Source organism: Glycomyces sp. NRRL B-16210 (genome assembly GCF_000719515.1).
In the GTDB taxonomy this organism is placed as follows: Bacteria; Actinomycetota; Actinomycetes; order Mycobacteriales; family Micromonosporaceae; genus Glycomyces.
On the sequence record NZ_JOGR01000005.1, the window covers coordinates 107,928 to 133,948 of the forward strand.

The window sequence follows — 26,021 nt, forward strand, 5'->3', positions numbered from 1 at the left end:
CCGGGCCCGCTACGCCTCCAGGACCGCCATGGCCGCGTTGTGGCCGGGGATGCCGCTCACCCCGCCGCCGCGCGCCGCTCCGGCCCCGCACAGGTACACGTTGGCGTGGCCGGTCTCCACGCCCCACCGGCCCGGAGCCTCCTCGGTCCGGAACGGCCACGCCAGGTCCCGGTGGAAGATGTTGCCGCCGGGCAGCCGGAGGTCGCGTTCCAAGTCCAGCGGAGACTTCGCCTCGATGCACGGCTCGCCGTTCGCGTCTGTCGCGAGGCAGTCCTCCAGCGGCTCGGCGAGATACCCGTCGAGCTGCCCGATCGTCGCCTCCAGGAGCCGCGCCTTCGCCCCGTCCTCGAACAGCCGCGCGGGCGTGTGGAGGCCGAACAGCGTCAGCGTCTGATACCCCTCGCGCACCAGCTCATCGCCCAGAATGGACGGGTCCGACAGCGAGTGGCAGTAGATCTCCGAGGGCGGGCTCGACGGGAGCCGCCCGGAGGCCGCCTCCGCATAGGCCGCTTCGAGCTGCTCGAAGGACTCCGAGACGTGGAACGTCCCGGCGAACGCCTCGCGGGGATCGACCGCCGCGTCCCGCAGGCGCGGCAGCCGCTTGAGGAGCATGTTCACCTTCAACTGCGCCCCCTCGGCGGGCTCGGGGCCAGCCTCGCCGAGGAACCCCGCCAGCGCCTCCGGCGAGGCGTTGACCAGCACGTGCCGGGCCTCCACGGCGCCGGCGCCGTGCTCCGCCGCGAAACGCACCTCGGCCCGAACGCCGTCCGTCTCGATCGCCGTGACCTCATGGCCGGTGAGGATCTCCGCGCCCGCCGAGCGCGCCGCCGCGGCGAGCGCGTCCGTCAACGCCCCCATGCCGCCGACCGGCACGTCCCAGTCCCCGGTGCCCCCGCCGACCACGTGGTACAGGAAGGTCCGGTTCTGCCGCAGGTCCTCGGCCCACGCCGAGGTGAAGGTGCCGATGAGGCCGTCGGTGAGCACGACTCCGCGAACGAGGTCGTCGGCGAAGACCCGCTCGATCGTCTCCCCGAGCGGCCGCTCGAAGCCCATGTCCCAGGCCTCGTCGTCGCCGACGCGCTCTCGCAGTTCGCTCCGCGTCGGCAGCGGCTCGGTGAGGGTCGGGAAGACCCGCTCGGCCAGGCGCGCCGCCGAGCCGTAGAACCCCTGCCACGCGTCGAACTCGGCGTCCGAACCGGTGAGGCGCGCGAACGACTCCCGGGTCCGGTCCCGGTCGCGCGTGACCAGGAGCCCGGTCGCCCGCCCGCCGCGCTCGACCGGCGTGTACGAGGAGACGCCCCGCTTGCGCACCGCGAATTCGAGGCCCAAATCATCGATGATCTTGCGCGGCAGCAGGCTCACCAGGTACGAGTACCGCGACAGCCGGGCGTCGACGCCCGGGAACGCCTGCGCCGAGACCGCCGCCCCGCCGGTGCGCCCCAGCCGCTCCAGGACGAGCACCCGCTTCCCGGCTCGGGCGAGGTAGGCGGCGGCGACCAGGCCGTTGTGGCCGCCGCCGACGATGACGGCGTCGTATGACTCGTGTACGGGCATGCCCAGTTCTAACACGGCACGGCCGCCGACGCATCGGCCCGCGCGGCACCGACTGTCAGACGGAGGTGTTCCCCTGTTCGGACCGCAGTTCCAGCGTGAACGCGCCGTCCTCGCCGATGACCGGTTGCATGTTCCCGACGCCCACGCCGCAGTGTCCGTCCAGAGCCGCCTCGTCGCGGCTGCCGAACTGGAGGGTCCCGTTGCCGCTCAAGGCGATCCATCCTTGATCGACGGTCTCCAGCAGCAGTTGGCGGTTGAAGCGGATGTGCGGGTAGGCCTCGACGGTCCACGCGACGGACTCGACCGAGGCGAACTCCTCGCGGCCGTCGTAGGCGAGGCCGTATTCATAGGCGGCGCTGAACGGGCAGCCCTCGGGCGCGAGTTCCCCGCTCGTGGCGCATTCGTCCAGCCAGGCGGCGAGGTCCGCGTTGATCTGGGCCTCGACGGCCTCGCTGCCGAAGACCGGGTCGGTCATGATCGTGTCGAGGTCGGTCGAGTCGCCGTCGTACCAGGCCGTGCCCGCGCCGGGCACGGCCAGCAGCGGGACGCCGCCGCCCAGGCCGTCCGCGCTCTCGAACAGCAGGTAGGAACCCGGGTACAGTGCCACCGGGAGCGTCACGTCCTCCTCGGTCTCGACCTGGTCGCGGAAGCCGTTGACCTCCAGCGCGGCGAACATCGGCCGCACGTTCACCAAGTACAGGTACGGGTTGGCGATCCTCGGCCCGTCCTCGGTGGTCTCCAACCGGAACGCGCCCTCGACGCGGGTCCCGCCGGAGGTGATGGCGGCGTGGACGGTGATCGTGGAGGCCGACTTGAGCGCGACCGACTCGATCTCCCAGTCCGCCGACATCGCCTCGGGCGTCAGCCACGACCGGTCCGCTTCCTTCACGCGCTCGGCGGCGGTGAAGGTCTCGGCGCGCTCGACGTCGCCCTCGCGCAGCGCCTCGAGGTAGGCGGTGACGACCTCGACCTGCTCGGCCTCCCCGCCGATCGCGAGGATCGGCCAGAACACCAGCGCGACCGAGGCCGCCAGCACCGCCTCGGCGAGGATCGACCAGCGGCGCGGCCGCGCCCATCGCAGCAGTCGCATCCCCTACGCCCCTTCGCTCTGCGTGCCCCGGCAGGTGTCCTCCACGTCCGGCCCCAGCGGTGCGACCAGGGTCGTGCCGTCGAGGTCGACGAGGACGCGCAGCGCGCTCCCGCCGAAGCGGCAGGCCGCGGTGAACGCCTCCCACACGTCCGAGCCCTCGGTGCCCTCGCCCTGCAACGTGATGCGTCCCGGATCGGTGAACGCGACCGTCAGCACCGGCTCCTCGAACAGCCCGGTGTCGACTACGGCGGTCACCACCGGGTAGGCCTCGACCGTCCACACCGGATCGCGGATCGCGTTGACGCGGCGCAGGTCGAGGGTGTCCACCTGCCCGTCCGTCGCGAACGGGCAGCCCGGCGTCGCGACCCGCCGGTACTCGACGCACGCGTCGATATGCTCGTTCACGGCGTGCTGCAACGAGTCCGCGTACGCGGCGGGGTCCGGCAGCGGCACGCCGATCGTCTTCGCGTCCTCGTCGCCCAGCAGCGCGACCGCCTCGCCCCCGAAGAACCGGTAGACCCCCGGCAGCAGCTCGACCTTGCGCTGCGCCTGCTCCCCGTACCAGTACTGCCAGGTCGTCTCGGGCGGCCGCGGCACGACCCGGTCGTTCACCTGCAACGACAGGTACGAGCCAGCCGACAGCGCGACCGTCTGGAACGGGTCCTCGACGAGGTAGCGGCCCTTGGACTCGCTCACGGCGAACGCGCCCGCGGCCGTGCCCTCCTCCGTGCCGATGACGACCCGCACCATCTGCTTCCCCGAGGCGGTGTCGGCCGGCTCGACCGCCAATAGGTCCCAGTCGCTGATCGCGTCCGGGTGGAGGAACACCGCGTCCGGACCCGAGGGGACCGAGGTGCCGATGAAGCCGTACGCCCGGTCGAGGTCCCTGTCGCGCACGGCCTCCATGAACGCCGTGACGACCTCGACGGCCGTGTCCGGCTCGCGCACGTCGTTCCACACCGCGATCGGCACGAGGCTCAACGCCGAGAGCACCATGATCCAGCCGACCCGCAGGCCTTCGCGGCGGGTGCGGGAGGCGACGGGCTCGTTTGAGGGCATGGGCGCTTCCGGTGGATCGGGGCTCGGTCGGACCGAGGATAGCGACCGGATGCCAGCGCGGCCCGGTCCCGGCTTGCGACATGCCGCTATGGTGCGAGTCGAGCACCCGCCCGCCCGTTGGAGGCCCCATGCCGCCGGAGACCGACCGCGCGACCCTGTGGCGGGAGCTGCGCAGCTGGCCCTGGTACGTCCAGGTCGGCGGCGCGGCCCTGGCCGCGGCGATCCTCGGCTCCTCCTTCGTGATCGCGCCGCTCGCCGCCCACGACTTCCCCGACCGGTCCGAGTGGCCCGAAGGCTCCCTCCCCGAGCGGCTCGCGGTCGGCGCCGTCGAGGAGCCGGACGACGCCTCCGGGACGGGACGCCCCGAAGGCGTCGCCGACTACCGCGGCGACCCGCTCTGGACCATCGAGATCGCGTCCCAAGGCGACCAGGCCGCCCGGATCGACCAGGGCGTCCTGCACCTCTCCGACAAACGCATCGAACTCGAACGCGACGGCCGCACCGTCTGGTCCCGCGAATGGGACGAGTACGGCGCCGAGATCGGCGTGGCCGGCGAGGTCGTCGTCATCTCCGAGCGCCTCGCCGGCCTCGACGACGAGGCCTACGAATGGCCCGGCCGCCAGGACACCGTCGCGCTCGACATCGGCACCGGTGAGGAGGTCTGGCGCGACCGCGACGCCTCCTTCGTCTCGGTGTTCGCCGACGCGGTGGTCATGACCGAGTGCACCGGGAAGCAGGAGGACCACATCGGCGACTGCACGCTCTACGTCCGCGACCCCCTCGACCGCTCCCTGCGGTGGTCGGCCCCGACCTACGCCAGCGCCCAGGTCGACTCCTCCAACCACTGGACCGGCGAACCCCTGCCCGACCGGCTCCTGGTCCGCTCCTTCCCGACCGGCCACGAGAGCCGGACCGTGACCGTCTACGAGGACGGCCGGAGCCTCGTCAGCGCCGCGACCCACGGCGCGGCCTCGCTCGCCGGCGACACCCTCATCGTCTACGACGACTACGACGACAACCCCGCCGACGGGTGCAGCGCGACCCTCGCCGGCCACCGGTTCGGCGAATCCGCGCCAGCCTGGCAGATCGAGGCCACGACCCGCAAGACCGCCGACCTCGCCTACTGCGGCGGCCTGCCGACCGGCCGGGCCCTGGACGGGCGACTGCCCCTGACCATCGACGGCACACCGTCGATCGTGGACGCGACCACCGGCGAGACCCTCTGGGAGGCCCCCGCCCAAGGCCAGGCCATCGCCCTCGGCCCCGACACGCTCGTCGCCCTCGACTGGGAGTCGGAGACCGACAACCTCGTCGCCTACGACACCGCCACCGGCGAGGAGCGCTGGCGGGCGACCGCGCGCTTCGGGCCCGGCGACCGGGCCTGGACGGTCGAATCGACCCTGTGGCTCTACGGCTCCTCCAGCATGTGGGGCTGGAGCTCCACCGACGTGTACGCCTACGACCTGGACACCGGCGAGGGCGTCGTCCTGCCCGGCGCCGCCGCCTACTTCGGGCCCGGCGAGATCGTCACCACCACCGGCGGCGACGACGCTCCCGTCCTGAGCGCCTGGCCGGCCGACCTCTGGTGAGCCCGACCGCACCTCGCCGCACCCGTTACCCGGCAGTACAGTGAGGGCGCCCACCCGCCCCGAGTCCCGAGGATCGAACATGCGCGGCCGCATTCTCACCTTGCCCGACCGACCCTGGGCCGCGCTCGCGCTGCTGGTGGTGCTGACGGCGCTCGGCGTCGCCAACTGGGCGGTCGACGCGAGCCCGCCCTCGCCCGCGCCGGCCGACGCGCCCGCCTCCGAGTTCAGCGCCGGACGCGCCTGGGACACCGTCGAGGCCGTCGCGGCCGAACCCCACCCCATGGGCACCCCTGCCAAGGAACGGGTCCGCGACCACTTGGTCGCCGAACTCGCCGCCCTCGGCTTCGACGTCGAGGTCCAGACCGAACTCGCCCGCGACGGCGGCGCCGGCACGGCCTACTTCGGGCTCGTGGAGAACATCGTCGCCACCCTCCCCGGCACCGACGCCACCGGCACGGTCCTGCTCGTCTCGCACTACGACTCCGTCCCCTCCGGACCCGGCGCCGCCGACGCCGCCTCCGGGGTCGCCGCCGTCGTCGAGACCGCCCGGGCGCTCCAACTCGAAGGGCCGCACCGCAACGACCTCGTCGTCCTCCTCACCGACGGCGAGGAGATGGGCCTGTTCGGCGCCGAGGCCTACGCCCGGTCCCACCCGGCGGGGGAGGAGCCGACCGTGGTGATCAACCTCGAGGCCCGCGGCGTCTCCGGACCCTCGCTCATGTTCGAGACCTCAAGGGACAACGCCGCCCTCATCGAAATGTTCGCCGAGGCCGCGCCGCACCCGCACGGCGACTCCTCCGCGATCGAGGCCTACCGCCAGCTCCCCAACGACACCGACTTCACCCGCTTCCACGAGGCCGGCTACATCGGACTCAACAACGCGTTCATCGGCGGCGCCTCCTGGTACCACACGCCCCACGACGACACCGACCACCTCGACCCGGCCAGCCTCCAGCACCACGGCGAGAACACCCTCGGCATCGCCCGCGCCCTTGCACGGATGGACCTCGCGGACCTCGAAGCCGACGGCGACCAGACCTTCTTCGGCTTCTTCGGCCTGCTCGTCCACTACGGCGAAGCCTGGAACCTCCCGATCGCGCTGCTCGGCCTCGCCGCCGTCACCGCCGCAGCGGCCATCGCCCGCACCAGACGCCGCCTGAGCCCGCCGCGCCTCGCCCTCGCCTTCATCGCCTTCATCGTGCCGATCGCACTCGCCGGTGCCGCCGCCGTGGGACTGTGGCCCGCGCTCCAGGCCCTGCGGCCGGGCTACGCCGACACTTACGGGCTGCTGTTCGACCGCACCTGGTACTACCTGGCGCTCCTGGTCTTCAGCCTCGCCGCGCTCACCGCCTGGTACGCGGCCGTGCGCCGCCGCCTCGGCGAGGCCGCCGCCGCACTCGCGCCCCTCGCCTGGCTCGCTCTTCTCGGCACGGCCACCGCCCTCACCGTCCCGGGCCTCTCCTATGTGTTCGCCGTGCCCGCGCTCGCCGCAGTCGGCGTCCTCGCCGCGATGCTGCTCGAACGGCGCTCACGGCCCCTGCGCCTGCTCGGCTACGGGCTCTTCGCGCTCGCCCTCGTCCCGGCCGTCGTGCAACTGAGCTGGACCTCGAACCTCATCGAGGCGTTCGGCATGGAACTTGCGGCCGTCCCGGCGGTCCTCATCGTCCTCTTCGCCGCACCGGCGCTGCCGCTGCTGACGATGACCCGCCGCTTCGACGGCCGCGGCCTCCGTCTCGTCCCGGTCACGGCCGCTGTGGCCGCTCTCGCGCTCGTCGGCGTCGGGCTGGCGGTCGACCGCTTCGACGCCGAGCACCCGCGCCAGGCTTACCTGGCGTACGTGCTCGACGCCGACACCGGCGCCGCCGCCTGGGTCTCGACGGACCTCGACCGCTCCGAATGGACCGGCCGCTACATCACCGAGGACGACCTCGCGGACGCCGGCCTCCCCGCGGCCTACGTCGACTCGGCCTGGGGAAGCCCCGGATTCGGTCCGGCCGAACCGATCGACCTCGCCCCGCCCAGCGCCGTGTCCACGTCCCGCTCGGCCGACGCCGAGACCCTGGAGGTCACCTCGCCGCGCGGCGCCGACACGATGTGGCTCGCCGTCTACGGCGACCCCGAACGCGCCGAAGTCGCGCTCGCCGACGGGACCTTCGCCGAGTTCGCGATCGAGCCTCCGACCGAAGCCGGTGCGCCGAGCCGGATCTGGTTCTACAACGTCCCCGCCGAAGGGTTCACCCTGACCCTGCACGGCCAGGCGGACGGCTTCGACATCACGGTGTTCGACCAGACGCACGGCATCGAGGACATCGACGGCTACACCGACCGCCCCGAAGATTTCATGCGCTCCCGCGACCGCCAATCCGACACCGTGACCATCGCCGCCAAAGCCACCTGACCCCTCCGACCGGTTCAGGGGAGCTTGATCACGATCTTGCCTTGGTTGTCTCCGGCGGCGAGCCTTGCGTACGCCTCCGGGGTCTCCTCCAGTGGGTAGATCCGGTCGATGACCGGTGCCACCGCGCCTTCGGTCACCAGTGCCGTCACCGCCTCCAGGTCCTCTCTCGACTGCGGCACCACCTGGACCTTCACCTGTTTTCCGGTGGCCGCCCGGATCGCGGGTCCCGCCGTCAGTGTGGCCAGCAGGATTCGCGTGTGCCCTCCGAGCAGCAGGTACGAGCCGCCCTTCCGCAGTGCCCGGTGGACGCGGTACGGCGAGCGGTGGGCCACGAGGTCCACGATCAGGTCATAGCGGTCGCGGTGGTCGGACCAGTCCTCGGTCGCGAAGTCGACCGTGTCGTCGGCGCCGAGCCCCGCGAGGTAGTCCGCCTTGTCGGCGCGGTCGACCGCCGTCACGTCGGCGCCCAGGTGCTTGGCGAGTCCGACCACGAACGCGCCGCCGGCCCCGCCGGCGCCGTTGACCAGCACGCGGTCGCCGGGGCGCACACCCCGCGTGGACCGGTACGCGATGCTGCCCGCCTGCGGAATTGCCGCCGCTTCGGTGAATGACAGTCCGGGCGGCTTGCGGGCCAGCAGCTTCGGCGAGGTCGCGACGAGTTCGGCGAGCCCGCCGCGGTATCCGGCGAGCTCGCCGAACACCTCGTCGCCGGGCGCGTACTCGCTCACCGCGTTCCCGACCGCGGCCACGACGCCCGCGACATCGGATCCGGGCACCGGATCGCGGGGCCGCCGGAGGCCGCCCACGCGGGAGTAGAAGGGCCGGCCGGAGAGGTTCTCGCGGTCCGATCCGTTGAGGGACGCGGCCTTGACCTCGATGAGGATCTGGTCCGCCGCGGGCACCGGATCGGGCAGGTCGCCGACGCGGACGACCTCAGGGGTGCCGTAGCGGTCTTGGAGGGCGGCGCGCATGAGGGGCTCCTGTCTCGCGGCTGCCACGGGTGCCCAGCCTATCGCGGACGGAGCGGCCGCTCAACGCATCAGGGCCTCGACCAGGCTGTCTTGCAGCATCGTCAGCCATTCGTAGACCATCACCAGCGGTTCGCGCGGGTCCTCCTCGGGCAGTTCCCGCAGCTCGTCGTAGCTCTCCTCGTCGGTGACGCCGAGCCTGCTGGCGATGACCAGCCGCAGGTCGTTGAGGGCGCCGAGCCACTGGCGGCACTCGTCCGGCTTGAGGTGCAGCACCGCGCGGCGCTCGCTCGGGGCCAGCGCGTCGAGCGAGCGCACCAGTGCCTGCGCGTCCTCGCGTTTGCGGCCCCGCAGGTCCTCCTCGGTGTAGCGGCGGAACTCCGCGGAGGCGGCGCGGGCGTCGCCGTCCGGGCCCGCGTCGGTGTACGCGTCCGGGAACAGCCGCGCCAGCGCCGGGTCGGCGGGCGGCTCGCTCGGGCCGTCGCTGAACGCCGAGGCGATGAGGTCGGCCGCGTCGGGCCGCTCGGGCGCCTCGGGTCGGGCGGAGCCGACGAGTTCGAGCATCTGCGAGGCGTAGCCGCGCAGGAGGGTGATCTCGTACGGCTGGAAGACGATCGCGGCGCCGCCGCCGCGCAGCGGTTTGAAGTGGCGCGCCATCAGCGGTCCTGCCGCAGCGTCGCCCAGAGCCCGTAGCCGTGCATGGCCTGCACGTCGCGCTCCATCGCCTCCCGGGTGCCGCTGGAGACGACCGCGCGGCCCTCGTGGTGCACGTCGAGCATGAGCCGGTTCGCCTTCTCGGGCGAGAACCCGAAGTAGGTCTGGAAGACGTACGACACGTAGCTCATGAGGTTGACCGGGTCGTTGTGGACGACCGTGATCCACGGGAAGTCCGGCTCGGCGACCGCGTTCGGCGTAGCGGTCGGCGACTGCTCGGTCTCGGTCGCGGCACCGAGCGGCGGGTCGATGGTTGTCGGACGGGCGCTCACGGGTGCAATGCTGCCATCCGGGGTCTCGCCCGGCTCGCTCCGCCCCGGCAGAAGCGGCCCCTATTGCACCGATCCGTTCACCGGTCCTCGACGAGCCCGTTGCGGTAGGCCCACACGACCGTCTGCACGCGGTCGCGGGCCCCGATCTTCGCCATGGCCCGGCCCAGGTGCGATTTGACGGTGCTGGTCTCCACGAACAGCTCCTGCGCGATCTCGGCGTTCGACATGCCCCGCGCCAGCAGCAGCACGATCTCGCCCTCCCGAGCGGTGAGCACCGCGGCCGCCTCGGGGTCCTGGGCCCGCTTGCGGCGCTTGGCGAACTCGGTGATGACGCGGCGCGTCACGGCCTGGTCGACCAGGCCCTCCCCGGCGGCGAGCTTGCGGATCGCGTCGATGAGGTCCTCGGGTTCGCAGTCCTTGAGGATGAAGCCGCTCGCGCCCGCCTCGAGCGCGCCGAACACGTATTCGTCGAGGTCGAAGGTGGTGACCACGAGGATCGCGGGCGCCTCGTCCTCGGCGGTGATCGCCCTGGTCGCGGCGAGGCCGTCGCCGCCGGGCATCCGCACGTCCATGCAGACCACGTCGGGCGCGAGCCGTTCGGCGGCCTTGACCGCCGCCGGTCCGTCGGAGGCCTCGCCGACGACCTCGATGTCCCCGGCGTCCTCGAGCAGCACCCGGTATCCGGCGCGGACCACCGCCTGGTCGTCCACGAGCAGCACCTTGATCACGCGGCATCTCCATTCTCGTCGTCGGCGCCTTTCGGCCGTTCCCTGTCGGCGTCGCGCACCGGCAGCCGCACCAGCACGCGCCAGCCGCCGCCTTCCGGCCCGGCCTCGACCGGACCTGCTTCGAACGTGGCCCCGACCAGGTCGGCGCGTTCGCGCATCCCGATCAGGCCGGTGCCGCCGGAGCCGATCTCGGCGAGCGCCCCTCGCGTCGAAGCGCCGTTGGCGACCTCCAGGACCACGCGGTGCCCACCGTAGGCGAGCCGCACCGCCACCGGCGCCCCGGGCGCGTGCTGGCGGGCGTTCGTCAGGGCCTGTTGGGCGATCCGGTACATCGAGATGTCCGCGATCGGCGGCAGGACCAGCGTCTCGCCCTCGCGTTCGAATACCACGTCGTCCCCGAGCCGCCGCGACTCCTCGATCAACGCGTCGAGCGCGGACAGGCCCGGCACGGGCGCGCCGCCGTCCTCGCCGTCCCTCTCGCGCAGCAGCCCGACGACCTGCCGCAGGTTCGCGAGGGTCTCCTTGCCCTGCGAGCGGATCCACGCCGCCCCGGACTTCGCCGCGGCGGTGTCGCGGTCGATGAGCCGCTCGACCGCCGCGGCCTGGATCACCATGCCCGACAGGTGGTGCGCGGCGACGTCGTGGAGTTCGCGGGCCAGGCGCGTGCGTTCGGCGGTGATCGCGGCCTCGGCCCGCCGGCGCTGGGCCCGGATCGCCTCGGCGGCGCGTTCGCTCGCCAGCGCCGCGCCGCGGCGGCGCGCGGCCACGTGCACGCCGATGAAGGCCGCCGTGGCATAGAGCAGGGCGCTCGCGACGACGTGGTTGCCCACGGTCGTCAACGCCCCGTCCTGGCCCCAGGTGCCCGCCGCGGCCGCGAGCGCGGTGGCCGCGACCGCCGCGGCCATGGCGCCGATCGTGAACCGCACGGCCGCGAGGGTCCCGAGGGTGTAGGCCGCGATCGGCGGGGCGAAGCCGTTGGCCATCACCGGGGGCGCGACCAGGACGATCACCGCCTGGAGCGCGGTGACCCCCGCGAAGCCCCAGACCGGCCGCACGCGGCGCAGGCACAGCAGCAGCGCCTGCCCGGTCGCGATCCCGGTGACGGCCCACGCGGCGTCCGCGCTGAGTTCGAGCGTGGGCTCGGTGGGCACCAGCTTCGCCATCGCCCCGAACAGGGCGAAGGTGAGCACGGCGGCGACCAGCGCGAACACGCAGTCGCGGGCGAAGGGCCCGCCGGCCCCGAGCCGGGAGAGGAGGCCGTCGAGGCGTTCTCCCGGGGTCGGGGCCGGCGAGGTGCGCTCGGCCGACGCGGTGCGGTCGATTGGCGTGTTCATGCGGACCATCCTCACGCAGCCGTACCGCTTCGCGGCGACCGCTCCGGTCAGTAGGTGATGTTCGGTGAGAGCAACTGGAACTGGATCGCGACGTTCATGACCGCCGAGAGGGCCAGCAGCGTGAGCGCGGTGCCGGTCACGGCCCGCCATCCGGCCTTGCGGCGGATCTCGCCGACCAGCCCGAGCACCGCCGGCACCAGGCCGAGCGCGCCGATGACCTGGAGCGCCTGGACGGCCCGGATCGCGGCCGTCGCCGGGTCCTGGAGCGTCAGGATCTGCATGATGATCATCGCCCATCCGACGAGCGCGAGGAGCGTCGCGACCGCGCCGACGCGGACCAGCGCCCGCCAGAGGCGGCCTTCGCGGCCCGGGCCCGGGCGGTGGCGCAGCCGGCGGTAGACCGCGGCGACCGGCCACGCGAGGAGTCCGAGGACGAGCACCGCGACGGCGCCGAGCAGCAGCGGCAGCCCCAGTTCGCGGTCGGCCTCCATCGGCAGGTACGTGATCACCGCGTCCTGGACGATGCCGGTGACCTCGCCGTTCTCGGTGCGCACCGCGATGGCGCGCTCGCCGTCGATCTCGCGCCACACGTCGGCGCCGATGTGCTCGTACACGTTCGGGCCCTCGGCGACCGGGTCGAGCGGGAAGTACAGGCGCCCGTCGTCCAGCGCCTCGATCTTCACGGTGCCGATCAAGTCGATCACGTTCAGGAAGTTGCTGTGGAAGCCCCGCGAGGAGTAGTAGGTCCCGGCGATGGCCTCGGCGTCCACACTGGCGTCAGTGCCGTCCCCGGCGGGGCTCTCGCCCGGGAAGAACCGGTCGGCGAAGCCGCTCATGATCGCCGAGCGCAGCGCGAGGGTCCGCGCCTCCGCGTTCCCGGAGCTGTTGAGCGACAGGTAGATCCCCGCGCCGTCCTCGAGGTAGAGGTTGAGGTGCGTGTGGAAGAAGTTCGTGTCGCCGCCGTGGCCGACGATGCGGTGCCCGTTCTGGTCCTCCTCGAACCAGCCCAAGGTCATCCGCTGCGCCCCGGCGAACGCGCCGAGGGTCTCCTCGGTCAGCGCTGGGGAGTACATCAGTTCCCGGGTGGCCGCGTCCAGCAGCTCGGTCCCGTCGGGGTGCGTGCCGAGCTGCGCGAGCATGAACTGCGCCATGTCGTCGGCGGTGATGGACAGCGAACCGGCGGGCGGGGTGCCCACGATCTCGAAGGGCTGCGCGGGCCCGTCGCCGTCGAGGTAGCCGTTCGAGACGCGCTCGCGCAGCGCCTCGGGCAGCGGCTGGCGGAACGAGGACGAGTCCATGCCCAGCGGCGCGAACAGGTGCTCCTCCACGTACTGCTCGAACGGCACGCCGCTGACGCGCTCGACGATGTACCCCGCCAGCGAGTTGCCGTAGTTGGAGTACGAGGGCGTCGTGCCCGGCCGGTAGACCTGCTCGGGCGGGTCGGTCGCGAGCACCTCGCGCAGGTCGACCTCACCTTCGGTCGCGATGAGGCCGGTGATGCGCTCCTCGAAGCCCGGGGTGTGGCTGAGCAGGTGGCGCAGGGTCAGGTCGTCGTCGAAGTTCCGCTCGATCTCGAAGTCGAGGTAGGCCGAGACGTCGGTGTCGAGGTCGAGATCACCCGAGGCCACCAGCTGCATCACCGCGGTGGCGGTGAAGACCTTGGCGACCGATCCGGCCCGGAACAGCGTGTCGGCCGGGTCGACCTCGACCGGCGCGCCGCCGCCCTCGCCGGTGTCGGCGTAGCCGAAGCCGCGGGTCGTGACGACCTCGCCGCCGCCGACGACCGCGACCGAGGCGCCGGCGATGCCGTCGCGCTCCAGCAGCGCCGGAAGGGTCTCGTCCAACCACGCGTCCACGTTGGCGCGGGTCAGCTCCTCGGCGGCGCCCACGGGCGCCGCGTCAACCTCGGGAAGGTCGGGGTCGGCCTGGCCGCAGGCGGCGGTCGCGAGGACCAGGGCCGCGCCGAGCGCGGCGCCGATCCGGATCGCGAGGCCGCGCCGGGCGGTCTGTGCAACGGGCATGTCAGCTCCAATGGGTGTCGGTCCTGTGGGGAACGATTTGACCGCGTTCGCGATCGGTGCGAGATTCCCTTGCGTTCGCACCACTGAATCCTGTCCGGAAACGGGTACCGGCGACGACTGGCGCAAGGCGGAAATCCGCTTGCGACCTTTGGGGGAGGCCGCCCGCCCGAACCTGCGCCCTCCGGCGAACCCGCCGCGACGCCGATTGCCGAAACGGCAACAAAACTTGCGGATTCGCGACCTACGATGAACCCTGGAACCACCGACGAACACCGGAGGCCGACCGTGCACCACCAGTCCGACACCACTGATCTCGCGCAGTTCTGGGAGCAGCACTACGCCGCCCGCGACCAGGTCTGGAGCGGCCGCGCCAACGCGGTCCTCGCCGAGACCGCCGCAGGCCTGCCGCCCGGCCGCGCCCTCGACCTCGGCTGCGGCGAAGGCGGCGACGCCGTCCACCTCGCCGCCGCCGGCTGGCACGTCACCGCCGTCGACGTCTCGGCCACCGCGCTGGCCCGCACCCGCGCCCGCGCCGAGGCCGCCGGGGTCGCAGGATCGGTCACGACCGAGCGGCACGACCTCTCCGAATACGTCCCCGAAGGCCCGTTCGACCTGGTCTCGGCCCAGTTCCTCCAGACGCCGATCGAGTTCCCGCGGCCCCTGGCGCTGCGGCGCGCGGCCGAGGCCCTCGCCCTCGGCGGCCTCCTCCTGGTGGTCGACCACGGCTCGGCCCCCTCCTGGAGCGAGGGCCAGGGCCACCACCTCGACTTCCTCAGCCCGGCGGCGCTCTTCGCGAGCCTCGACCTCGACGCCGACCGCTTCGAACCGGCGCGCCTCGACGCCCCCGAGCGCGAGTCCACCGGCCCGAACGGCGAGCGGGGCACCATCGTCGACACCGTCGTCGCCGTACGCCGCGTCCACTGAACGGGATCGACGGACGCTGATTCCTACAAAAATACTAGGATTAAGGTCCCGCACCGTTTGGAGGAACCATGGAGTACACGCAGCTCGGGCGCGCCGGCGTCAAGGTCTCGCGAATCGTCCTCGGCACCATGAACTTCGGCCCCCACACCGAGGAGGCCGACGCGCACCGCATCCTGGACCGCGCGCTCGAACTCGGCGTCAACTTCTTCGACACCGCCAACGTCTACGGCCGCACGAGGAAGGGCTGGACCGAGGAGATCATCGGCCGCTGGTTCGCCTCGCGGCCCGAGGCCCGCGACCAGGTCGTGCTCGCCACCAAGGTCTACGGCGCCGTCGGCGAGGGCCCCAACGACCGCGGCCTGTCCGCCTACCACATCCGGTCGCAGATAGAGGCGTCCCTGCGCCGCCTCCAGACCGACCGGATCGACCTCTACCAGTTCCACCACCTCGACCGGACGGTCGAGTGGGAGGAGATCTGGCAGGCGATCGACGTGCTCGTCGCCCAAGGCAAGGTCGTCTACACCGGCTCCTCGAACTTCGCCGGCTGGGCGATCGCGCGCGCCAACGAGCGGGCCGCGAAGCGCGGCGGCCTCGGCCTGGTCTCGGAGCAGTCGATCTACAGCCTCGTCAACCGCAAGATCGAACTCGAAGTGATCCCCGCGGCCCAGCACTACGGGCTCGGCGTCATCCCGTGGTCGCCGCTCGGCCGCGGCCTCCTCGGCGGCGTGCTCGGCAAGACCGCCGAGACCGGCCGCCGCGCCGAGCCGCGCCTGATCGAGGCGATTGAGAAGCACCGCCCGCAACTGGAGCAGTACGAGGCCTTCGCGGCCGAGAAGGGCGTCGCCCCGGCGGTCCTGGGCCTCGCCTGGGTCCTGCGCCAGCCCGGCGTCACCGGCCCGATCATCGGCCCGCGCACCGTCGAGCAGCTCGAAGACGCCGTCGCGGCCCTGGAGGTCGGACTCGACGAGGACGAGCTCAAGACCCTCGACGAGATCTTCCCCGGCCCCGGCGGCGCCGCCCCCGAGGCCTACGCCTGGTAGCACGCACCGATCGCGGGTCCGGCCCTCAAGCCGGACCCGCGATTTTATCGGTACACGTTCGGCGAAGACTCGGATACGATCGAGCCCATGTCTTTGCAAGCGCTTGCACGTCGACAGGACCTGCTCGACGGCGCCCACCCGGCGCGCTCGGTGCTCCGCCTCCTCGCCCGCCGCCCCTGGCGGATGCTGCTGGCCTTCCTCGCCTTCGCGGTCAAGGAGGTCCCGCTGTGGTTCCTCCCGGTCGTCACCGCCGCGATCATCGACCTCGTCTCCTCCGGCGGCTCCGTCCGCGCCGTGCTCGGCTGGCTCGCCATCGCCCTGGTCCTGCTCGTGCAGAACTACCCTAACCACATCGTCTACACCCGCAACTTCATGACCGTCGTGCGCGACACCGGCGCCGACCTGCGCAACGCGCTCGCCGCGCGCCTCCAGAGCCTCTCGATCGGCTACTACACGCGCACGAGCGCCTCGATCGTCCAGAACAAGGTCGTGCGCGACGTCGAGAACGTCGAGATGATGCTCCAGCAGATGACCCACCCGCTGCTGTCCTCCGCGATGGTCCTCACCGGAGCGATCACAATGACCGGGATCGCCGTCCCGCAGTTCCTGCCCGTCTACGCCCTCACCGTGCCCATCGCGATCGGGCTGCGCGCGGCCCTCAAACGCCGCTCGCGCGCCCGCAACGAGGTCTTCCGCCGCGAGATGGAGGGCTTCGCCGCGCGCGTTGGCGAGATGGCCTCGCTCATCCCCGTCACGCGCGCGCACGGCCTGGAGCAGACCGCCGTCTCGCGCGTGGCCACCGGCGCCGACGGCGTGCGCCGCGCCGGGCTCCACCTGGACATGCTCAACGGCCACGTCGCCTCCATCTCGTGGGTCACCATGCAGATCCTCGGCGTCGGCTGCCTCGGCCTCGCGGCGGTCTTCGCGATCACCGGGTTCCTGCCGATCTCACCCGGCGAGGTCGTGCTGCTCTCGACCTACTTCGCGCTGCTGACCCAAGGGCTCACGCAACTGCTCATGCTCATCCCGGTGGGCGCGAGGGGCCTGGAGTCCGTGCGGTCCATCGCCGAGGTCCTCCAGGAGCCGGACGTGGAGCAGAACGAGGGCAAGCGTGAAGTGGACGCCGTCGAAGGCCGCCTCACGCTCGAACACGTCTCACACCGCTACGCCGGATCGGACACCGAAGCGGTGCAGGAGGTCTCGCTCGACGTCGAGGCCGGGACCACAGTGGCCTTCGTCGGCTCCTCAGGCTCGGGCAAATCGACCCTGCTCAACCTCGTGCTCGGCTTCGTGCGGCCCACCTCGGGCCGCATCCTCCTCGACGGCGTCGACATGCAGGAACTCGACCTGCGCACGGCCCGCCGCTTCACCTCCGTGGTGCCGCAGGAGTCGGTCCTGTTCGAGGGCACCATCCGCGAGAACATCGCCTACGGGATGCCCGAGGCGGGGGAGGAGCGCGTCACGCAGGCCCTGCGCGACGCCAACGCCTGGGAGTTCGTGCGCGACCTGCCGGACGGCCTCGACACCGTGGTGGGCGAACGGGGCGCGCGCCTCTCCGGCGGCCAGCGCCAGCGGCTCGCGATCGCCCGGGCCCTGCTGCGCGACCCGCGCGTCCTGCTGCTCGACGAGGCGACCTCGGCGCTCGACCCCGAAGCCGAGGAACTGGTGAAACAGGCCCTTGCCCGCCTCATGGAAGGCAGGACCACCCTCGTGGTGGCCCACCGCCTCTCGACCATCCGCAGCGCCGACCGCATCGTCGTCCTCGACCGGGGCCGCATCGTCGAGCAGGGCACCCACGCCGACCTGCTGAAAGCCGCCGGCCGCTACGCCCAGATGCACCTCACCCAATCCGGCACCACCTGAGCCGATCCCGCGGTCCTTCCGACATGGGACCAAAGTTGAAGATTTGTTTCATGTCGGGACTTCTCAACGAAAGATTTCTCCGATATCGTTCCGTGGCATGACTCCGAAAGCCGCTCCGGACACTCCTCGGCGCGGCGTCCCTGGAAGGGAGACAAGGACATGACCCGCCGACCCTCCGAATCGTCCAGTGCCCGCTCGCGCCGCTGGGTGCTCACCCGCGGCCTCATCGCCGCCGGCGCCGCGGCGGCGCCCTCCCTGCTGCTCGCCCGGCAGGCCGCGGCAGCGACCACCGTCGACATGGAACTCACCGTCGTCGCCGCCATGGTCGACCCGCCGCGCACCGGCTCCGCCGTCACGCCCGGGGCCGGCCCCAGCGTCACCGCCGTCGAACAGGCCCTCGCCGCCAAGGGCCTCCTCAGCGGCACCTACGTGGACGGCCACTACGGCACCACGACCGTGGCCGCCTATGCCGCCTGGCAGCGGTCCCTCGGCTACACCGGCCTCGACGCCAACGGACTCCCCGGACCGACCTCGCTCACCCGCCTCGGCCAGGACGGCGGCTTCACCGTCACCCGAACTATCAACATCGGCTCCGCCACCGACGCCTACGGCGGCAGGCGCGTCAACACCCGCACCCGCAACATGCTGGCCGCCGCCGACGCCAAGCTCTCCTGGAGCCTCGCCCTCACCCAGGGCTCCTACAGCCCCGGCAACCCCGACTCGGCCGGCACCCACGACGGCGGCGGCGTCGTGGACATCAGCGTCTCCTCGATGAGCGCCACCGAGCGCTGGCAGACCGTCAAGGCCCTGCGCGACGTCGGTTTCGCGGCCTGGCTGCGCACCCCTGAGCAGGGCTTCGCCTACCACATCCACGCGAACGCGGTGGCCGACACCGACATGGCCGGGGTCGCCCAAGCGCAGGTCCACGACTACTACTTCGGCAAGAACGGCCTTGCCAGCCACGCCGCCGACAACACCCCCGCCGCCTACAGGAGCGCCTTCACCTGGTGGGAGCAGTACAACCGCGCCTGACGGCGCCGTTCCCTCCCGAACCCGGTTCCACGGGGCCGGTGCGCGATTTCTCCGGAATCCTGCGCACCGGCCCCGGCGGTGGTACTTCTCGACCGTAGCCATCCACGCGAATCGGGGGGATCACGTCATGGTGGATCAAACGGGAACGGCGGACGACGGCAATCGGAGCCGCGCGAAGGTCTGGCTGGTCGTCGGCATCATTCTGGTCGCGCTGCTGCTCGCGGTCATCCTCATCTACCAGGTGTCGAGGTCGGCCTTCACCGCCGACACCGAGACCGGTTCGAGCACCTTCTCGGCCACCTCGATCGACCTCACCAACGACCGGAGCGGGTCCTCGGTCTTCACCGCGGGCGACCTCGTCCCCGGCGACTCCGACTCCGGCGCGGTCGCGGTGACCTACACCGGCGGCGCCGACGCGGCGGTGCGGATGTACACCACCGACAACGACGACTCCGGTCTCGCCGCCCACCTCGACATGGTGATCACCGACGACGCCGGCGGCACCTGGAACGGCACGCTCGCCGAACTCCAGGGCTCCACCGACTTCGGCTCGGGCCTGCTGGAGCACTCGATGTCCGACGAGGACACCATCACCTACACGATCGCCTTCACGCTCAACTCGAACGCGCCGAACTCGGCGCAGGGGGCCTCGGCGGCGACGACGTTCGTGTGGGAAGCGCGCACGGGCTGACGCCATGGCGGACGCATCAGCGAAGCGCCGTCGCCGCTTCGACGAGCTTCCGTGGTCCACGGTCGTCCGCGTGGCGGTCTGCGTCGGGCTCCTGTCGATCGGCGCGTTCCTCGCCGTGGCCGCGCTCGCGCCGAGGCTGCTGGGCTGGAACGGCACCACCGTCGTGTCCGGCTCGATGGAACCGAAGATCAGCGTCGGCGACATCGCCCTGACCAGCCCGATCGACCCCGATGAACTCGTCGCCGGCCAGGTGATCAGCTTCGAGGACCCTGCGGGCTTCTCGAAGGAGCCGATCCTGCACCGGATCGTTGAGGTCAACGACGACGGCACCTTCACCACCAAGGGCGATGCCAACGCCGACGCCGACTCGACGCCGGTCCCGCCCGAGAACGTGATCGGCATCGGCCGCATCCTCACGCCCGGCATCGGCAAGCCCGTGGTCTGGCTCCACGACGGCGACCTGTTCGCGTTCGGGCTCTTCGCGGCCGTCTCGGCCGTGCTCATCCGCGGCGCCGTCCCGCTCCCGATCGGGCTCGGCCGCCCCGGGACCCGCATGCGCCGCGCCGCCGAGATCGCCACGGCCACCATCGTGATCCTCGTCGGCGGCTACCTCGTCTTCCTGCGCGGCACCGGTTCGGGGAACGCCGACTTCACGGCCGGCACTGACACGGGTTCGACCTGGGCGGCGGGAACCTGGGAGGAGCCCGCCGCCGCGTGCCGCGTCAGGTGGAGCCTCGGCGGCCCGACCCAGGCCGGCGGGACCATCACCGTCTACAACGACTCGGACACGCGCGCCGAGCCCCTGTGGGAGCTGCGATGGACCTTCACCGAGGATCAGGTCGCATCCTTGAGCCCCAACGGCGGCACGATCTCCCAGGACGGCCGGTCGGTGGTCTACAACGCCGCCGACTGGATGGGCCCGATCAACGCGGCGGGCAGCAACGTCATCCAGACGGTCACCGTCAAATCCGTCGGCGGTTTCGCCGCGGACACCCCCGCCGACTTCGCCCTCAACGGCACTCCCTGCGCGATCATCTGACGAAAGCCGCTCCACATGGTCACTTTCGGTGACATGGACCTCACTTGTGTGTGATCGTTGAGACCGGTAACGGGCGAGACTGAAGGGGCAAGCGATGACGGAGAAGTCGACCGCTGACAAGCCGCAGGGCAGCAGCGCACTCGTGAGCGAGCAGGGCAAGACCACGATCGCCGACCAGGTGGTCGCCAAGATCGCCGGCATCGCCACCAGGGAGGTCTCCGGGGTCTTCAGCCTCGGCGGCGGCGTCAGCCGCACCGTCGGCGCGATCCGCGAGCGCATCCCCGGCTCGCGCACCAACTTCGGCCAGGGCGTCTCGGTGGAGGTCGGCGAACGCCAGGCCGCCGTCGACCTCGACGTGGTCGCCGACTACGGCATCGCCATCGCCGACCTCGCCGCGGGCGTGCGCCGCAACGTCATCGACGCGGTCGAGCGGATGACGGGCCTGGAGGTCACCGAGGTCAACATCGTCGTCCACGACGTGCACCTCGAAGGCGATTCGGACTCCGACTCCGAAGACGACTCGCGAGTGGAGTGACGCCCGTGCCCACCGCGAACGGCCGCTTCGCCGCCACCGCCGACGCGATCGCCGCCGCGGTCCTGGCGGTGCCCGGCGTCGAGGGACTCCACGGCGGCGCACGCGGCGAGATCGCCACGGCCCTGCCGGGGCGGCGCATCGCGGGCCTGCGGCTCGATGCGGACGCGTGCGCGGTCCACGTGGCCGTCGGGTGGGACCGCGACATGCGCGAGACCGCCGCCGCCATCAGGGCCGCGCTGCTTCCGCTGACAGGCGGCCGGACGGTCGCCGTGACCGTCGAGGACATCGGTGAACCGAGCCGCGGCGCATTTAGAGACGAGGATCGAACATGAAGGCATCCTTCGCCGGCCTGACGGTCGGCCTGCTGCTGGCCCTGGCCGTCATCACCGGCGGCTTCACCGGTTTCCTGCTCGCCATCGTCCTCGGCGGGATCGGCTTCGCGATCGCCGGCCACCTGAGCGGCGAGTACGACGTGGTCGAGAAGGTCCGAGGCCGCCGTGGCTGACGCTTTCGCGATCGCCGACCTGCCCGGCGGAGCCGACCGGGCGCCCGAGGAGCGCGGCTCGCTGCGCATCACCGACACCGCCGTGACCCGCGTGTTCGAAGGCGCCGCCCGAGGCGCGCCCGGTTCGGCCGAGCGCTCGGGGCTGCTCGTGCGCGGCTACCCGCGCGTGCGCGCCACCGTCAAGCACGGGCGGGTCTGGGCGCACCTGGACGTGGCCGTCCGCTGGCCCGGACCGACCTCCGCGACCGCGAGCGGCCTCGCCCAGCGCGTCCGCGAGGAGGCCTCCCGGATCACCGGGCTCGACGTCGTCGCGCTCGACGTGGCCGTCCACCTCGTCGACGCCGCCGACAGCCCGCAGCGGAGGGTCCGATGAAGGCCCGCGACCCGAGGCGACTGCCCGCCGCGACCTGGTTCGGGCTCGTCGGCGCGCTGCTCCTGGCCGGGCTGGCGGTCCTGTTCGGCCAGCACTTCGCCGCCGAACGCGGCTGGACCGGCGACTCCTGGCTGCGCGGGGCGCTCGGCTTCGTCGAGGACCCGCGGCCGTCGAACGCCGTGCTCGCCGTCGCCGTGGCCGCCGTCCTGCTCGGCCTGTGGTTCCTCATCGCCGCGTGCATCCCCGCCCGGCGCAGCCACCTGCGCGTCGACGGCCGCGACGACCTGTGGGTCTCGCCGCGCGCGCTCGAAGCGCTCGCCGCCGACGCCGCCGAACGCTCGCCGGGCGTGCTCCACGGCCGCGGCGAGATCCGCCGCAGGCGCCTGCGCGTGGAGGCCCTGCTCGCCCCCGGCGACCACGCGGGCGTCGCGGGCATCGTGCAGACCGTCGGCGACCGGCTCTCGGGCCTCGCCGACCTCGAAGTGTCCGTGCAGGCGAAGGAGGGGACCCGATGAGGCCGCTCGCGATCGACCGCACCGCCGCGATCCTGTTCGGCCTCCTGCTCATCGCCGGAGGCGCGATGGTCCTCGACTGGCGCTTCGACCTCGTCGGCGCCTGGGCCCGGCTCGACACCGGCGCGATCACCGACGCGGTCGACGCCGACTGGTTCCCGTGGGCGGCGGGCGCCGCGACGGTCGTGTTCGCCCTGCTCGCGCTGTGGTGGCTCCTCGCGCGCATCCCCCGCCCGGTGGAAGGCAAGGTGCGGCTCGGCTCGGACGGGGCCGACCGCATCGAGGTCGACGTCAAGTCGATCCTGCCGCGACTGCGCGAGGAACTGGAGCGCAACGCCCCGGTCGACCACGTCAGCAGCGCCCGGACGCCCTCCGACGCGGGCCAACTGGTGGAACTGCGCGCCAGCGTCGACCCGCGCGCCGACGGCGAATCGCTCGTCAAGGCCGCCGACGGCATCGCCGCCTCGGTCGCCGAGGCGTTCCCCGACGGCCAGGTGACCGTCCGCGTCCTCGTCGACGCGCCGCGCCGGCCCGGCTCCCGCAAGACACCCCGCGTCCACTGAGCACGAGGGCGCCGGCCACTGCGGCCGGCGCCCCGCGCTCACCCCGCGGAGACGCAGAACAGGTGGCCTTCGGGGTCGGCGAGCACCGTCCAGTCCCCGCCGCCGGGCTGGAACTCCGGCTTCGTGGCCCCGGCGGCCAGCAGCTCCTTCACCGCGCGGTCGACGTCGTCCACCGTGAAGTCGAGGTGGCAGTGCTTGGCGGCGTCGGGCCAGCCCGGGCCCCGGTAGCCCTCGATGCGCTGGAAGCCCAGGCTCACGGGCCCCTCGCTGAGGTGGACGGCCTCCTCGTCGCGGTAGGTGACCGGCCAGCCGGAGACCCGCTCGTAGAACGCGGCGAGCGCGGCGGGGTCGGCGCAGTCGATGACGACGGTGGTGAGGGTCGCGATCGCGGACATGTCGGGTGCTCCTGTACCTCGGTGGTTCGTGACGACGACGAGTCTGCCCGCGCCGCGGCGGCCGCGGCTTGAACATCCTTGCGGGCCGTCGGACCCGGCCGGTAGCGTGCGCCCCATGCTCTCCTCGCACACCGTGGCCCGGCGCAAGGACTTCTCGGTCGCGGCCGTGACCTGCCGCGACGAGCACCGCGGCTGGACGGCCGAGACCGAGTCGGCGCACCACCGGATCGTGCTGGTGCGCCGGGGCAGGTTCCGCCGCCGCGCCGACGGCGTCGCCGGCTACGCCGACCCGACCATGGGCTACCTCGCGACCCCGGGGGAGTGCGAGGAGTTCGCGCACCCCAGCGGCGGCGACGGATGCACCTCGATCCGCATCAGTGAGGCGCTGTGGACCGCCATGGCCGGCGACGGCGCGGTGCCGATCCGCAGCGGCGTGTACGTGGACGCCCGCCTCGACCTGGCCCACCGCCGGATGCTCGCCTCCGGACCCGACGTGGACTTCGCCATGACCGAACGGCTCCTGGCCCTGCTCGCCGGCGCGATGCGCCAAGCGGTGACCGGCCCGCTGCCTTCGGACGCCGACGCGAGCGCCGACCGCCGCCTCGTCGCCACCGCCTGCGAGGCCATCGGCGCCGCGCATCCCGACTCCCGCGCCCTGATGCCCCTCGCGGCGCTGCTCGACGTCTCGCCCTACCGGCTCAGCCGGGCGTTCACCCGCCGCCTCGGCGTCTCGCTCACCCACTACCGCAACCGGGTGCGCGTCGGCCGGGCCCTCGACCTGATCGAATCCGGCGCCACGAACCTGGCCCAGGTGGCGGCCGAACTCGGCTTCGCCGACCAGGCCCATCTCGGGCGCACCGTCAAGCGCCACTACGGGCACACCCCGACGGTCCTGCGGCGCCTGCTCGACCGGCGCTTACCCGCCCAGGTAGTCCTCGCGTTCAGCGCGCCACCGCGCCAGGTACGGGTACCGGGTGTCGGCCGCATGGCGCTCGCGCGCCGCCCTCGCGCCCTCGGCCAGAGCCGCGGCGTCGGCGTCCTCCACCCGCCATCCGTACGGGTACGAGTGGCGCTCCGAGAAGTGGTCCATCCACACCAGCACCAGGTCGCCGTCGTGTTCGAGCGTCTCCTCGGTCACGCTGCCGCGCTCGTGCCGCTCGACCACCCAGCCGCCGCCCTCGCGCGGCACGGCCGTGAACTCCGGATCGAAGTCCCAGCTCCAGCGCCCGCCCGACAGCGGCCGCGGCGCGTGCCGCCCGACCCCGCTCAGCGACCCGGCCAGCGCGGCCGGCGTCCACGGCACGGGAAAACAGGTCCCCAGGGCCGCTTGGAGTTCGAGCGCGGTCGGCAGCGACGACCGCTCCCCGCTCGGGGTCAGCGCCGCGCTCAGCACCTTCGCCGCCAGCGAGGGCCCGCCGTCGTCGACGAGGGCCACGTGCAGTTGGAGGAGCCGCGTGAACCGGTCGTGCTCGGCCGCGGTCGCGAACGGCGGCAGCGGGACGGCCCCGGACCCGCGCGAACCCCACGGCAGGTGGCCGGGAAGGAAGGTGCCCATCGGCCCATTGTGCAGGACCCGGTCCACCTCCGGGGTCCCCGAAGCGGCCCCGGGCCCGGCGCCCGTGACCGTGCGGCAACCGGGCGTTCGGGCGCCTACGGCCGAGTAGGGTGGGCCTGACTTCGATCTGAAAGTGGGTCACACATGAGTGTCAGCGTGCTGTTCATCGGCGGTACCGGCCGGATCTCCACCTCCTGCGTGCACGAGGCGGTCCGCCAAGGGCTCGACGTCACCGTCCTCAACCGCGGCAAGACCGCCGAGCGGCTACTGCCTCCCGAGGTCTCGCTCCTCACCGCCGACGTGAACGACCCGCAGTCGGTGCGCGAGGCCCTCGGCGACCGCTCCTTCGACGCGGTCGTCAACTGGGTCAACTTCACCCCCGAGCAGGTCCGGCGCGACATCGACCTGTTCACCGGCCGCACCGGCCAGTACCTGTTCATCAGCTCCGCGAGCGCCTACCAGACCCCGCCGACGCACATGCCCGTCACCGAGTCCACGCCGCTCAAGAACCCCTACTGGCAGTACTCCCGCGACAAGATCGCCTGCGAGGAGCTGCTCGTCAAGGCCTACCGCGACGACGACTTCCCGATGACGATCATCCGGCCCTCGCACACCTACGACGAGACTCTCCTGCCCTTCGACGGCGGCTGGACCGTCGTGGACCGGATGCGCGCGGGCAAGCCCGTCATCGTCCACGGCGACGGCACCTCCCTGTGGACCATCACCCACAGCCGCGACTTCGCCGTCGGCTTCGTCGGGCTCCTCGCCCGCGAGGCCGCCATCGGCGAGGCCTTCCACATCACCGGCGACGAGGCCCCCACCTGGAACCAGATCTTCGAGCACGTCGCCGAGGCCGCCGGGGTCGGCGAACTCAACCTCGTGCACGTCGCCTCCGAGGCCATCGCCGCCGCCGACCCGAACTGGGGCGCCGGCCTCCTCGGCGACAAGTCGAACACGATGGTCTTCGACAACACCAAGCTCAAGCGCCTCGTGCCCGAGTTCGGGATCGATGCCACCCCGTTCAGGCTCGGCGCCCGCGAGGTCGTCGCCTGGCACGACGCCAACCCCGAGCACCAGACCGTGGACGCGAAGGCCGACGCGGTGATGGACTGGCTCGCCGAGCGCTACGCGCCCCGCCCCATGTAGACCCGGACGCGACAGCGGTGCGGCGCCCGGAAGGGCGCCGCACCGCTCCGTGCTCCCGCAGTAAGTCCCGCACGAGCTCCCAGCCGTCCGCTTCGAGACCGTCCCCCTCGAACACGACCGC

Annotated in this window: 26 protein-coding genes; 16 read left to right on the forward strand and 10 right to left on the reverse strand. The window is 72.4% G+C overall.

The features are described from left to right. Positions 1 to 9: 9 nt before the first annotated feature. Genes IF12_RS0108400 through IF12_RS0108410 form a run of 3 tightly spaced genes read right to left on the reverse strand, consistent with a single transcriptional unit; the run spans position 10 to position 3,703 of the window. Positions 10 to 1,554 carry an NAD(P)/FAD-dependent oxidoreductase gene (locus IF12_RS0108400; RefSeq protein ID WP_030156823.1) on the reverse strand — a complete coding sequence of 515 codons (1,545 nt, stop codon included), beginning with the start codon at positions 1,552 to 1,554 and terminating at the stop codon, positions 10 to 12. Between the two features lie 55 nt (positions 1,555 to 1,609). Beyond that, a complete protein-coding gene (locus IF12_RS0108405; RefSeq protein WP_030156825.1) occupies positions 1,610 to 2,644 on the reverse strand; it encodes a hypothetical protein in 1,035 nt (344 codons plus the stop codon). Positions 2,645 to 2,647: 3 nt separating this feature from the next. Further along, on the reverse strand, positions 2,648 to 3,703 hold the full coding sequence (locus IF12_RS0108410) for a hypothetical protein (protein WP_030156828.1): 1,056 nt from the start codon (positions 3,701 to 3,703) through the stop codon (positions 2,648 to 2,650). A gap of 128 nt (positions 3,704 to 3,831) precedes the next feature. Here IF12_RS0108410 and IF12_RS0108415 point away from each other — a divergent pair, with 128 nt between their 5' ends. Together IF12_RS0108415 and IF12_RS0108420 are read left to right on the forward strand one after the other, a co-directional pair. Beyond that, positions 3,832 to 5,292, forward strand: a complete 1,461-nt coding sequence (locus IF12_RS0108415; RefSeq protein ID WP_030156831.1) for a PQQ-binding-like beta-propeller repeat protein — start codon at positions 3,832 to 3,834, stop codon at positions 5,290 to 5,292. A 79-nt stretch (positions 5,293 to 5,371) separates the two neighbouring features. Continuing rightward, a complete protein-coding gene (locus tag IF12_RS0108420; RefSeq protein WP_051704129.1) occupies positions 5,372 to 7,690 on the forward strand; it encodes a M28 family peptidase in 2,319 nt (772 codons plus the stop codon). Positions 7,691 to 7,704: 14 nt separating this feature from the next. On the opposite strand, the gene IF12_RS0108425 is transcribed toward IF12_RS0108420, so the two are convergent. From IF12_RS0108425 to IF12_RS0108450, 6 genes are all read right to left on the reverse strand, one after another. Continuing rightward, positions 7,705 to 8,688 carry an NAD(P)-dependent alcohol dehydrogenase gene (locus tag IF12_RS0108425; protein WP_133884285.1) on the reverse strand — a complete coding sequence of 328 codons (984 nt, stop codon included), beginning with the start codon at positions 8,686 to 8,688 and terminating at the stop codon, positions 7,705 to 7,707. Positions 8,689 to 8,721: 33 nt separating this feature from the next. Beyond that, positions 8,722 to 9,315, reverse strand: coding sequence for a DUF2017 domain-containing protein (locus IF12_RS0108430; RefSeq protein ID WP_030156838.1), 594 nt, complete (start codon positions 9,313 to 9,315; stop codon positions 8,722 to 8,724). Further along, entirely contained in the window at positions 9,315 to 9,623 is a 309-nt protein-coding gene (gene clpS / locus IF12_RS0108435) for an ATP-dependent Clp protease adapter ClpS (protein ID WP_030156841.1), read from the reverse strand. Before clpS ends, IF12_RS0108430 begins: the two co-directional genes overlap by 1 nt. Positions 9,624 to 9,721: 98 nt before the next feature. After that, entirely contained in the window at positions 9,722 to 10,372 is a 651-nt protein-coding gene (locus IF12_RS0108440) for a response regulator transcription factor (protein WP_030156843.1), read from the reverse strand. Then, positions 10,369 to 11,706 (reverse strand): sensor histidine kinase, encoded by a 1,338-nt coding sequence (locus IF12_RS0108445; protein ID WP_051704131.1) that lies wholly within the window; start codon positions 11,704 to 11,706, stop codon positions 10,369 to 10,371. Before IF12_RS0108445 ends, IF12_RS0108440 begins: the two co-directional genes overlap by 4 nt. A 47-nt stretch (positions 11,707 to 11,753) precedes the next feature. Continuing rightward, entirely contained in the window at positions 11,754 to 13,727 is a 1,974-nt protein-coding gene (locus IF12_RS0108450) for a serine hydrolase (RefSeq protein WP_051704132.1), read from the reverse strand. A 246-nt stretch (positions 13,728 to 13,973) separates the two neighbouring features. On the opposite strand from IF12_RS0108450, the gene IF12_RS0108455 reads away from it, so the two are divergent. The 12 genes from IF12_RS0108455 (at position 13,974) to IF12_RS0108510 (ending at position 22,804) form a co-directional block, all read left to right on the forward strand. Beyond that, complete coding sequence (locus IF12_RS0108455) at positions 13,974 to 14,651, forward strand: cyclopropane-fatty-acyl-phospholipid synthase family protein (RefSeq protein WP_051704133.1); 678 nt, start codon at positions 13,974 to 13,976, stop codon at positions 14,649 to 14,651. A 68-nt stretch (positions 14,652 to 14,719) separates the two neighbouring features. Then, positions 14,720 to 15,691, forward strand: a complete 972-nt coding sequence (locus IF12_RS0108460) for an aldo/keto reductase (RefSeq protein ID WP_030156859.1) — start codon at positions 14,720 to 14,722, stop codon at positions 15,689 to 15,691. A gap of 87 nt (positions 15,692 to 15,778) precedes the next feature. Next, complete coding sequence (locus tag IF12_RS0108465; RefSeq protein ID WP_030156861.1) at positions 15,779 to 17,554, forward strand: ABC transporter ATP-binding protein; 1,776 nt, start codon at positions 15,779 to 15,781, stop codon at positions 17,552 to 17,554. A 159-nt stretch (positions 17,555 to 17,713) separates the two neighbouring features. Further along, positions 17,714 to 18,586, forward strand: coding sequence for a peptidoglycan-binding protein (locus tag IF12_RS0108470; protein ID WP_051704134.1), 873 nt, complete (start codon positions 17,714 to 17,716; stop codon positions 18,584 to 18,586). A gap of 127 nt (positions 18,587 to 18,713) precedes the next feature. Next, positions 18,714 to 19,277 (forward strand): hypothetical protein, encoded by a 564-nt coding sequence (locus IF12_RS0108475; RefSeq protein WP_030156867.1) that lies wholly within the window; start codon positions 18,714 to 18,716, stop codon positions 19,275 to 19,277. Positions 19,278 to 19,281: 4 nt separating this feature from the next. Continuing rightward, positions 19,282 to 20,316: a signal peptidase I gene (locus IF12_RS23890; protein ID WP_051704135.1), complete on the forward strand. Its 1,035-nt coding sequence runs from the start codon at positions 19,282 to 19,284 to the stop codon at positions 20,314 to 20,316. Between the two features lie 94 nt (positions 20,317 to 20,410). After that, positions 20,411 to 20,851 (forward strand): Asp23/Gls24 family envelope stress response protein, encoded by a 441-nt coding sequence (locus IF12_RS0108485; RefSeq protein WP_035748703.1) that lies wholly within the window; start codon positions 20,411 to 20,413, stop codon positions 20,849 to 20,851. Positions 20,852 to 20,856: 5 nt separating this feature from the next. Then, positions 20,857 to 21,183, forward strand: coding sequence for a hypothetical protein (locus IF12_RS0108490; protein ID WP_030156874.1), 327 nt, complete (start codon positions 20,857 to 20,859; stop codon positions 21,181 to 21,183). Further along, complete coding sequence (locus IF12_RS24815) at positions 21,180 to 21,356, forward strand: DUF2273 domain-containing protein (protein ID WP_081913406.1); 177 nt, start codon at positions 21,180 to 21,182, stop codon at positions 21,354 to 21,356. The genes IF12_RS0108490 and IF12_RS24815 overlap by 4 nt, the downstream gene beginning before the upstream one ends. Next, positions 21,349 to 21,729, forward strand: a complete 381-nt coding sequence (locus IF12_RS0108500) for a hypothetical protein (RefSeq protein ID WP_030156877.1) — start codon at positions 21,349 to 21,351, stop codon at positions 21,727 to 21,729. Before IF12_RS24815 ends, IF12_RS0108500 begins: the two co-directional genes overlap by 8 nt. Next, positions 21,726 to 22,244: a DUF6286 domain-containing protein gene (locus tag IF12_RS0108505; RefSeq protein ID WP_030156879.1), complete on the forward strand. Its 519-nt coding sequence runs from the start codon at positions 21,726 to 21,728 to the stop codon at positions 22,242 to 22,244. Before IF12_RS0108500 ends, IF12_RS0108505 begins: the two co-directional genes overlap by 4 nt. Further along, positions 22,241 to 22,804 carry a hypothetical protein gene (locus tag IF12_RS0108510; RefSeq protein ID WP_030156882.1) on the forward strand — a complete coding sequence of 188 codons (564 nt, stop codon included), beginning with the start codon at positions 22,241 to 22,243 and terminating at the stop codon, positions 22,802 to 22,804. Before IF12_RS0108505 ends, IF12_RS0108510 begins: the two co-directional genes overlap by 4 nt. Before the next feature lie 38 nt (positions 22,805 to 22,842). Here IF12_RS0108510 and IF12_RS0108515 read toward each other — a convergent pair whose 3' ends face one another. After that, positions 22,843 to 23,199, reverse strand: coding sequence for a VOC family protein (locus tag IF12_RS0108515; protein WP_030156884.1), 357 nt, complete (start codon positions 23,197 to 23,199; stop codon positions 22,843 to 22,845). 115 nt (positions 23,200 to 23,314) lie between these two features. Here IF12_RS0108515 and IF12_RS25535 point away from each other — a divergent pair, with 115 nt between their 5' ends. Both IF12_RS25535 and IF12_RS26545 read left to right on the forward strand, forming a co-directional pair. After that, entirely contained in the window at positions 23,315 to 24,874 is a 1,560-nt protein-coding gene (locus IF12_RS25535; RefSeq protein WP_133884287.1) for a helix-turn-helix domain-containing protein, read from the forward strand. A 24-nt stretch (positions 24,875 to 24,898) separates the two neighbouring features. Further along, entirely contained in the window at positions 24,899 to 25,900 is a 1,002-nt protein-coding gene (locus IF12_RS26545; protein ID WP_030156895.1) for an SDR family oxidoreductase, read from the forward strand. The last annotated feature ends 121 nt before the right edge of the window (positions 25,901 to 26,021 follow it).

What these genes read in the sequence shown, in the direction of transcription:
- IF12_RS0108445 (WP_051704131.1), bottom strand. Translation starts at nt 11,706, where the DNA reads ATGAACACGCCAATCGACCGCACCGCGTCGGCCGAGCGCACCTCGCCG.
- IF12_RS0108470 (WP_051704134.1), top strand. Translation starts at nt 17,714, where the DNA reads ATGACCCGCCGACCCTCCGAATCGTCCAGTGCCCGCTCGCGCCGCTGG.
- IF12_RS26545 (WP_030156895.1), top strand. Translation starts at nt 24,899, where the DNA reads ATGAGTGTCAGCGTGCTGTTCATCGGCGGTACCGGCCGGATCTCCACC.
- IF12_RS0108485 (WP_035748703.1), top strand. Translation starts at nt 20,411, where the DNA reads ATGACGGAGAAGTCGACCGCTGACAAGCCGCAGGGCAGCAGCGCACTC.
- IF12_RS0108510 (WP_030156882.1), top strand. Translation starts at nt 22,241, where the DNA reads ATGAGGCCGCTCGCGATCGACCGCACCGCCGCGATCCTGTTCGGCCTC.
- IF12_RS24815 (WP_081913406.1), top strand. Translation starts at nt 21,180, where the DNA reads ATGAAGGCATCCTTCGCCGGCCTGACGGTCGGCCTGCTGCTGGCCCTG.
- IF12_RS0108515 (WP_030156884.1), bottom strand. Translation starts at nt 23,199, where the DNA reads ATGTCCGCGATCGCGACCCTCACCACCGTCGTCATCGACTGCGCCGAC.
- IF12_RS0108415 (WP_030156831.1), top strand. Translation starts at nt 3,832, where the DNA reads ATGCCGCCGGAGACCGACCGCGCGACCCTGTGGCGGGAGCTGCGCAGC.
- IF12_RS0108465 (WP_030156861.1), top strand. Translation starts at nt 15,779, where the DNA reads ATGTCTTTGCAAGCGCTTGCACGTCGACAGGACCTGCTCGACGGCGCC.
- IF12_RS0108430 (WP_030156838.1), bottom strand. Translation starts at nt 9,315, where the DNA reads ATGGCGCGCCACTTCAAACCGCTGCGCGGCGGCGGCGCCGCGATCGTC.
- IF12_RS0108455 (WP_051704133.1), top strand. Translation starts at nt 13,974, where the DNA reads ATGAACCCTGGAACCACCGACGAACACCGGAGGCCGACCGTGCACCAC.
- IF12_RS0108460 (WP_030156859.1), top strand. Translation starts at nt 14,720, where the DNA reads ATGGAGTACACGCAGCTCGGGCGCGCCGGCGTCAAGGTCTCGCGAATC.
- IF12_RS0108450 (WP_051704132.1), bottom strand. Translation starts at nt 13,727, where the DNA reads ATGCCCGTTGCACAGACCGCCCGGCGCGGCCTCGCGATCCGGATCGGC.
- IF12_RS0108505 (WP_030156879.1), top strand. Translation starts at nt 21,726, where the DNA reads ATGAAGGCCCGCGACCCGAGGCGACTGCCCGCCGCGACCTGGTTCGGG.
- IF12_RS0108405 (WP_030156825.1), bottom strand. Translation starts at nt 2,644, where the DNA reads ATGCGACTGCTGCGATGGGCGCGGCCGCGCCGCTGGTCGATCCTCGCC.
- IF12_RS0108475 (WP_030156867.1), top strand. Translation starts at nt 18,714, where the DNA reads ATGGTGGATCAAACGGGAACGGCGGACGACGGCAATCGGAGCCGCGCG.
- IF12_RS0108400 (WP_030156823.1), bottom strand. Translation starts at nt 1,554, where the DNA reads ATGCCCGTACACGAGTCATACGACGCCGTCATCGTCGGCGGCGGCCAC.
- IF12_RS0108420 (WP_051704129.1), top strand. Translation starts at nt 5,372, where the DNA reads ATGCGCGGCCGCATTCTCACCTTGCCCGACCGACCCTGGGCCGCGCTC.
- IF12_RS0108410 (WP_030156828.1), bottom strand. Translation starts at nt 3,703, where the DNA reads ATGCCCTCAAACGAGCCCGTCGCCTCCCGCACCCGCCGCGAAGGCCTG.
- IF12_RS23890 (WP_051704135.1), top strand. Translation starts at nt 19,282, where the DNA reads ATGGCGGACGCATCAGCGAAGCGCCGTCGCCGCTTCGACGAGCTTCCG.
- IF12_RS25535 (WP_133884287.1), top strand. Translation starts at nt 23,315, where the DNA reads ATGCTCTCCTCGCACACCGTGGCCCGGCGCAAGGACTTCTCGGTCGCG.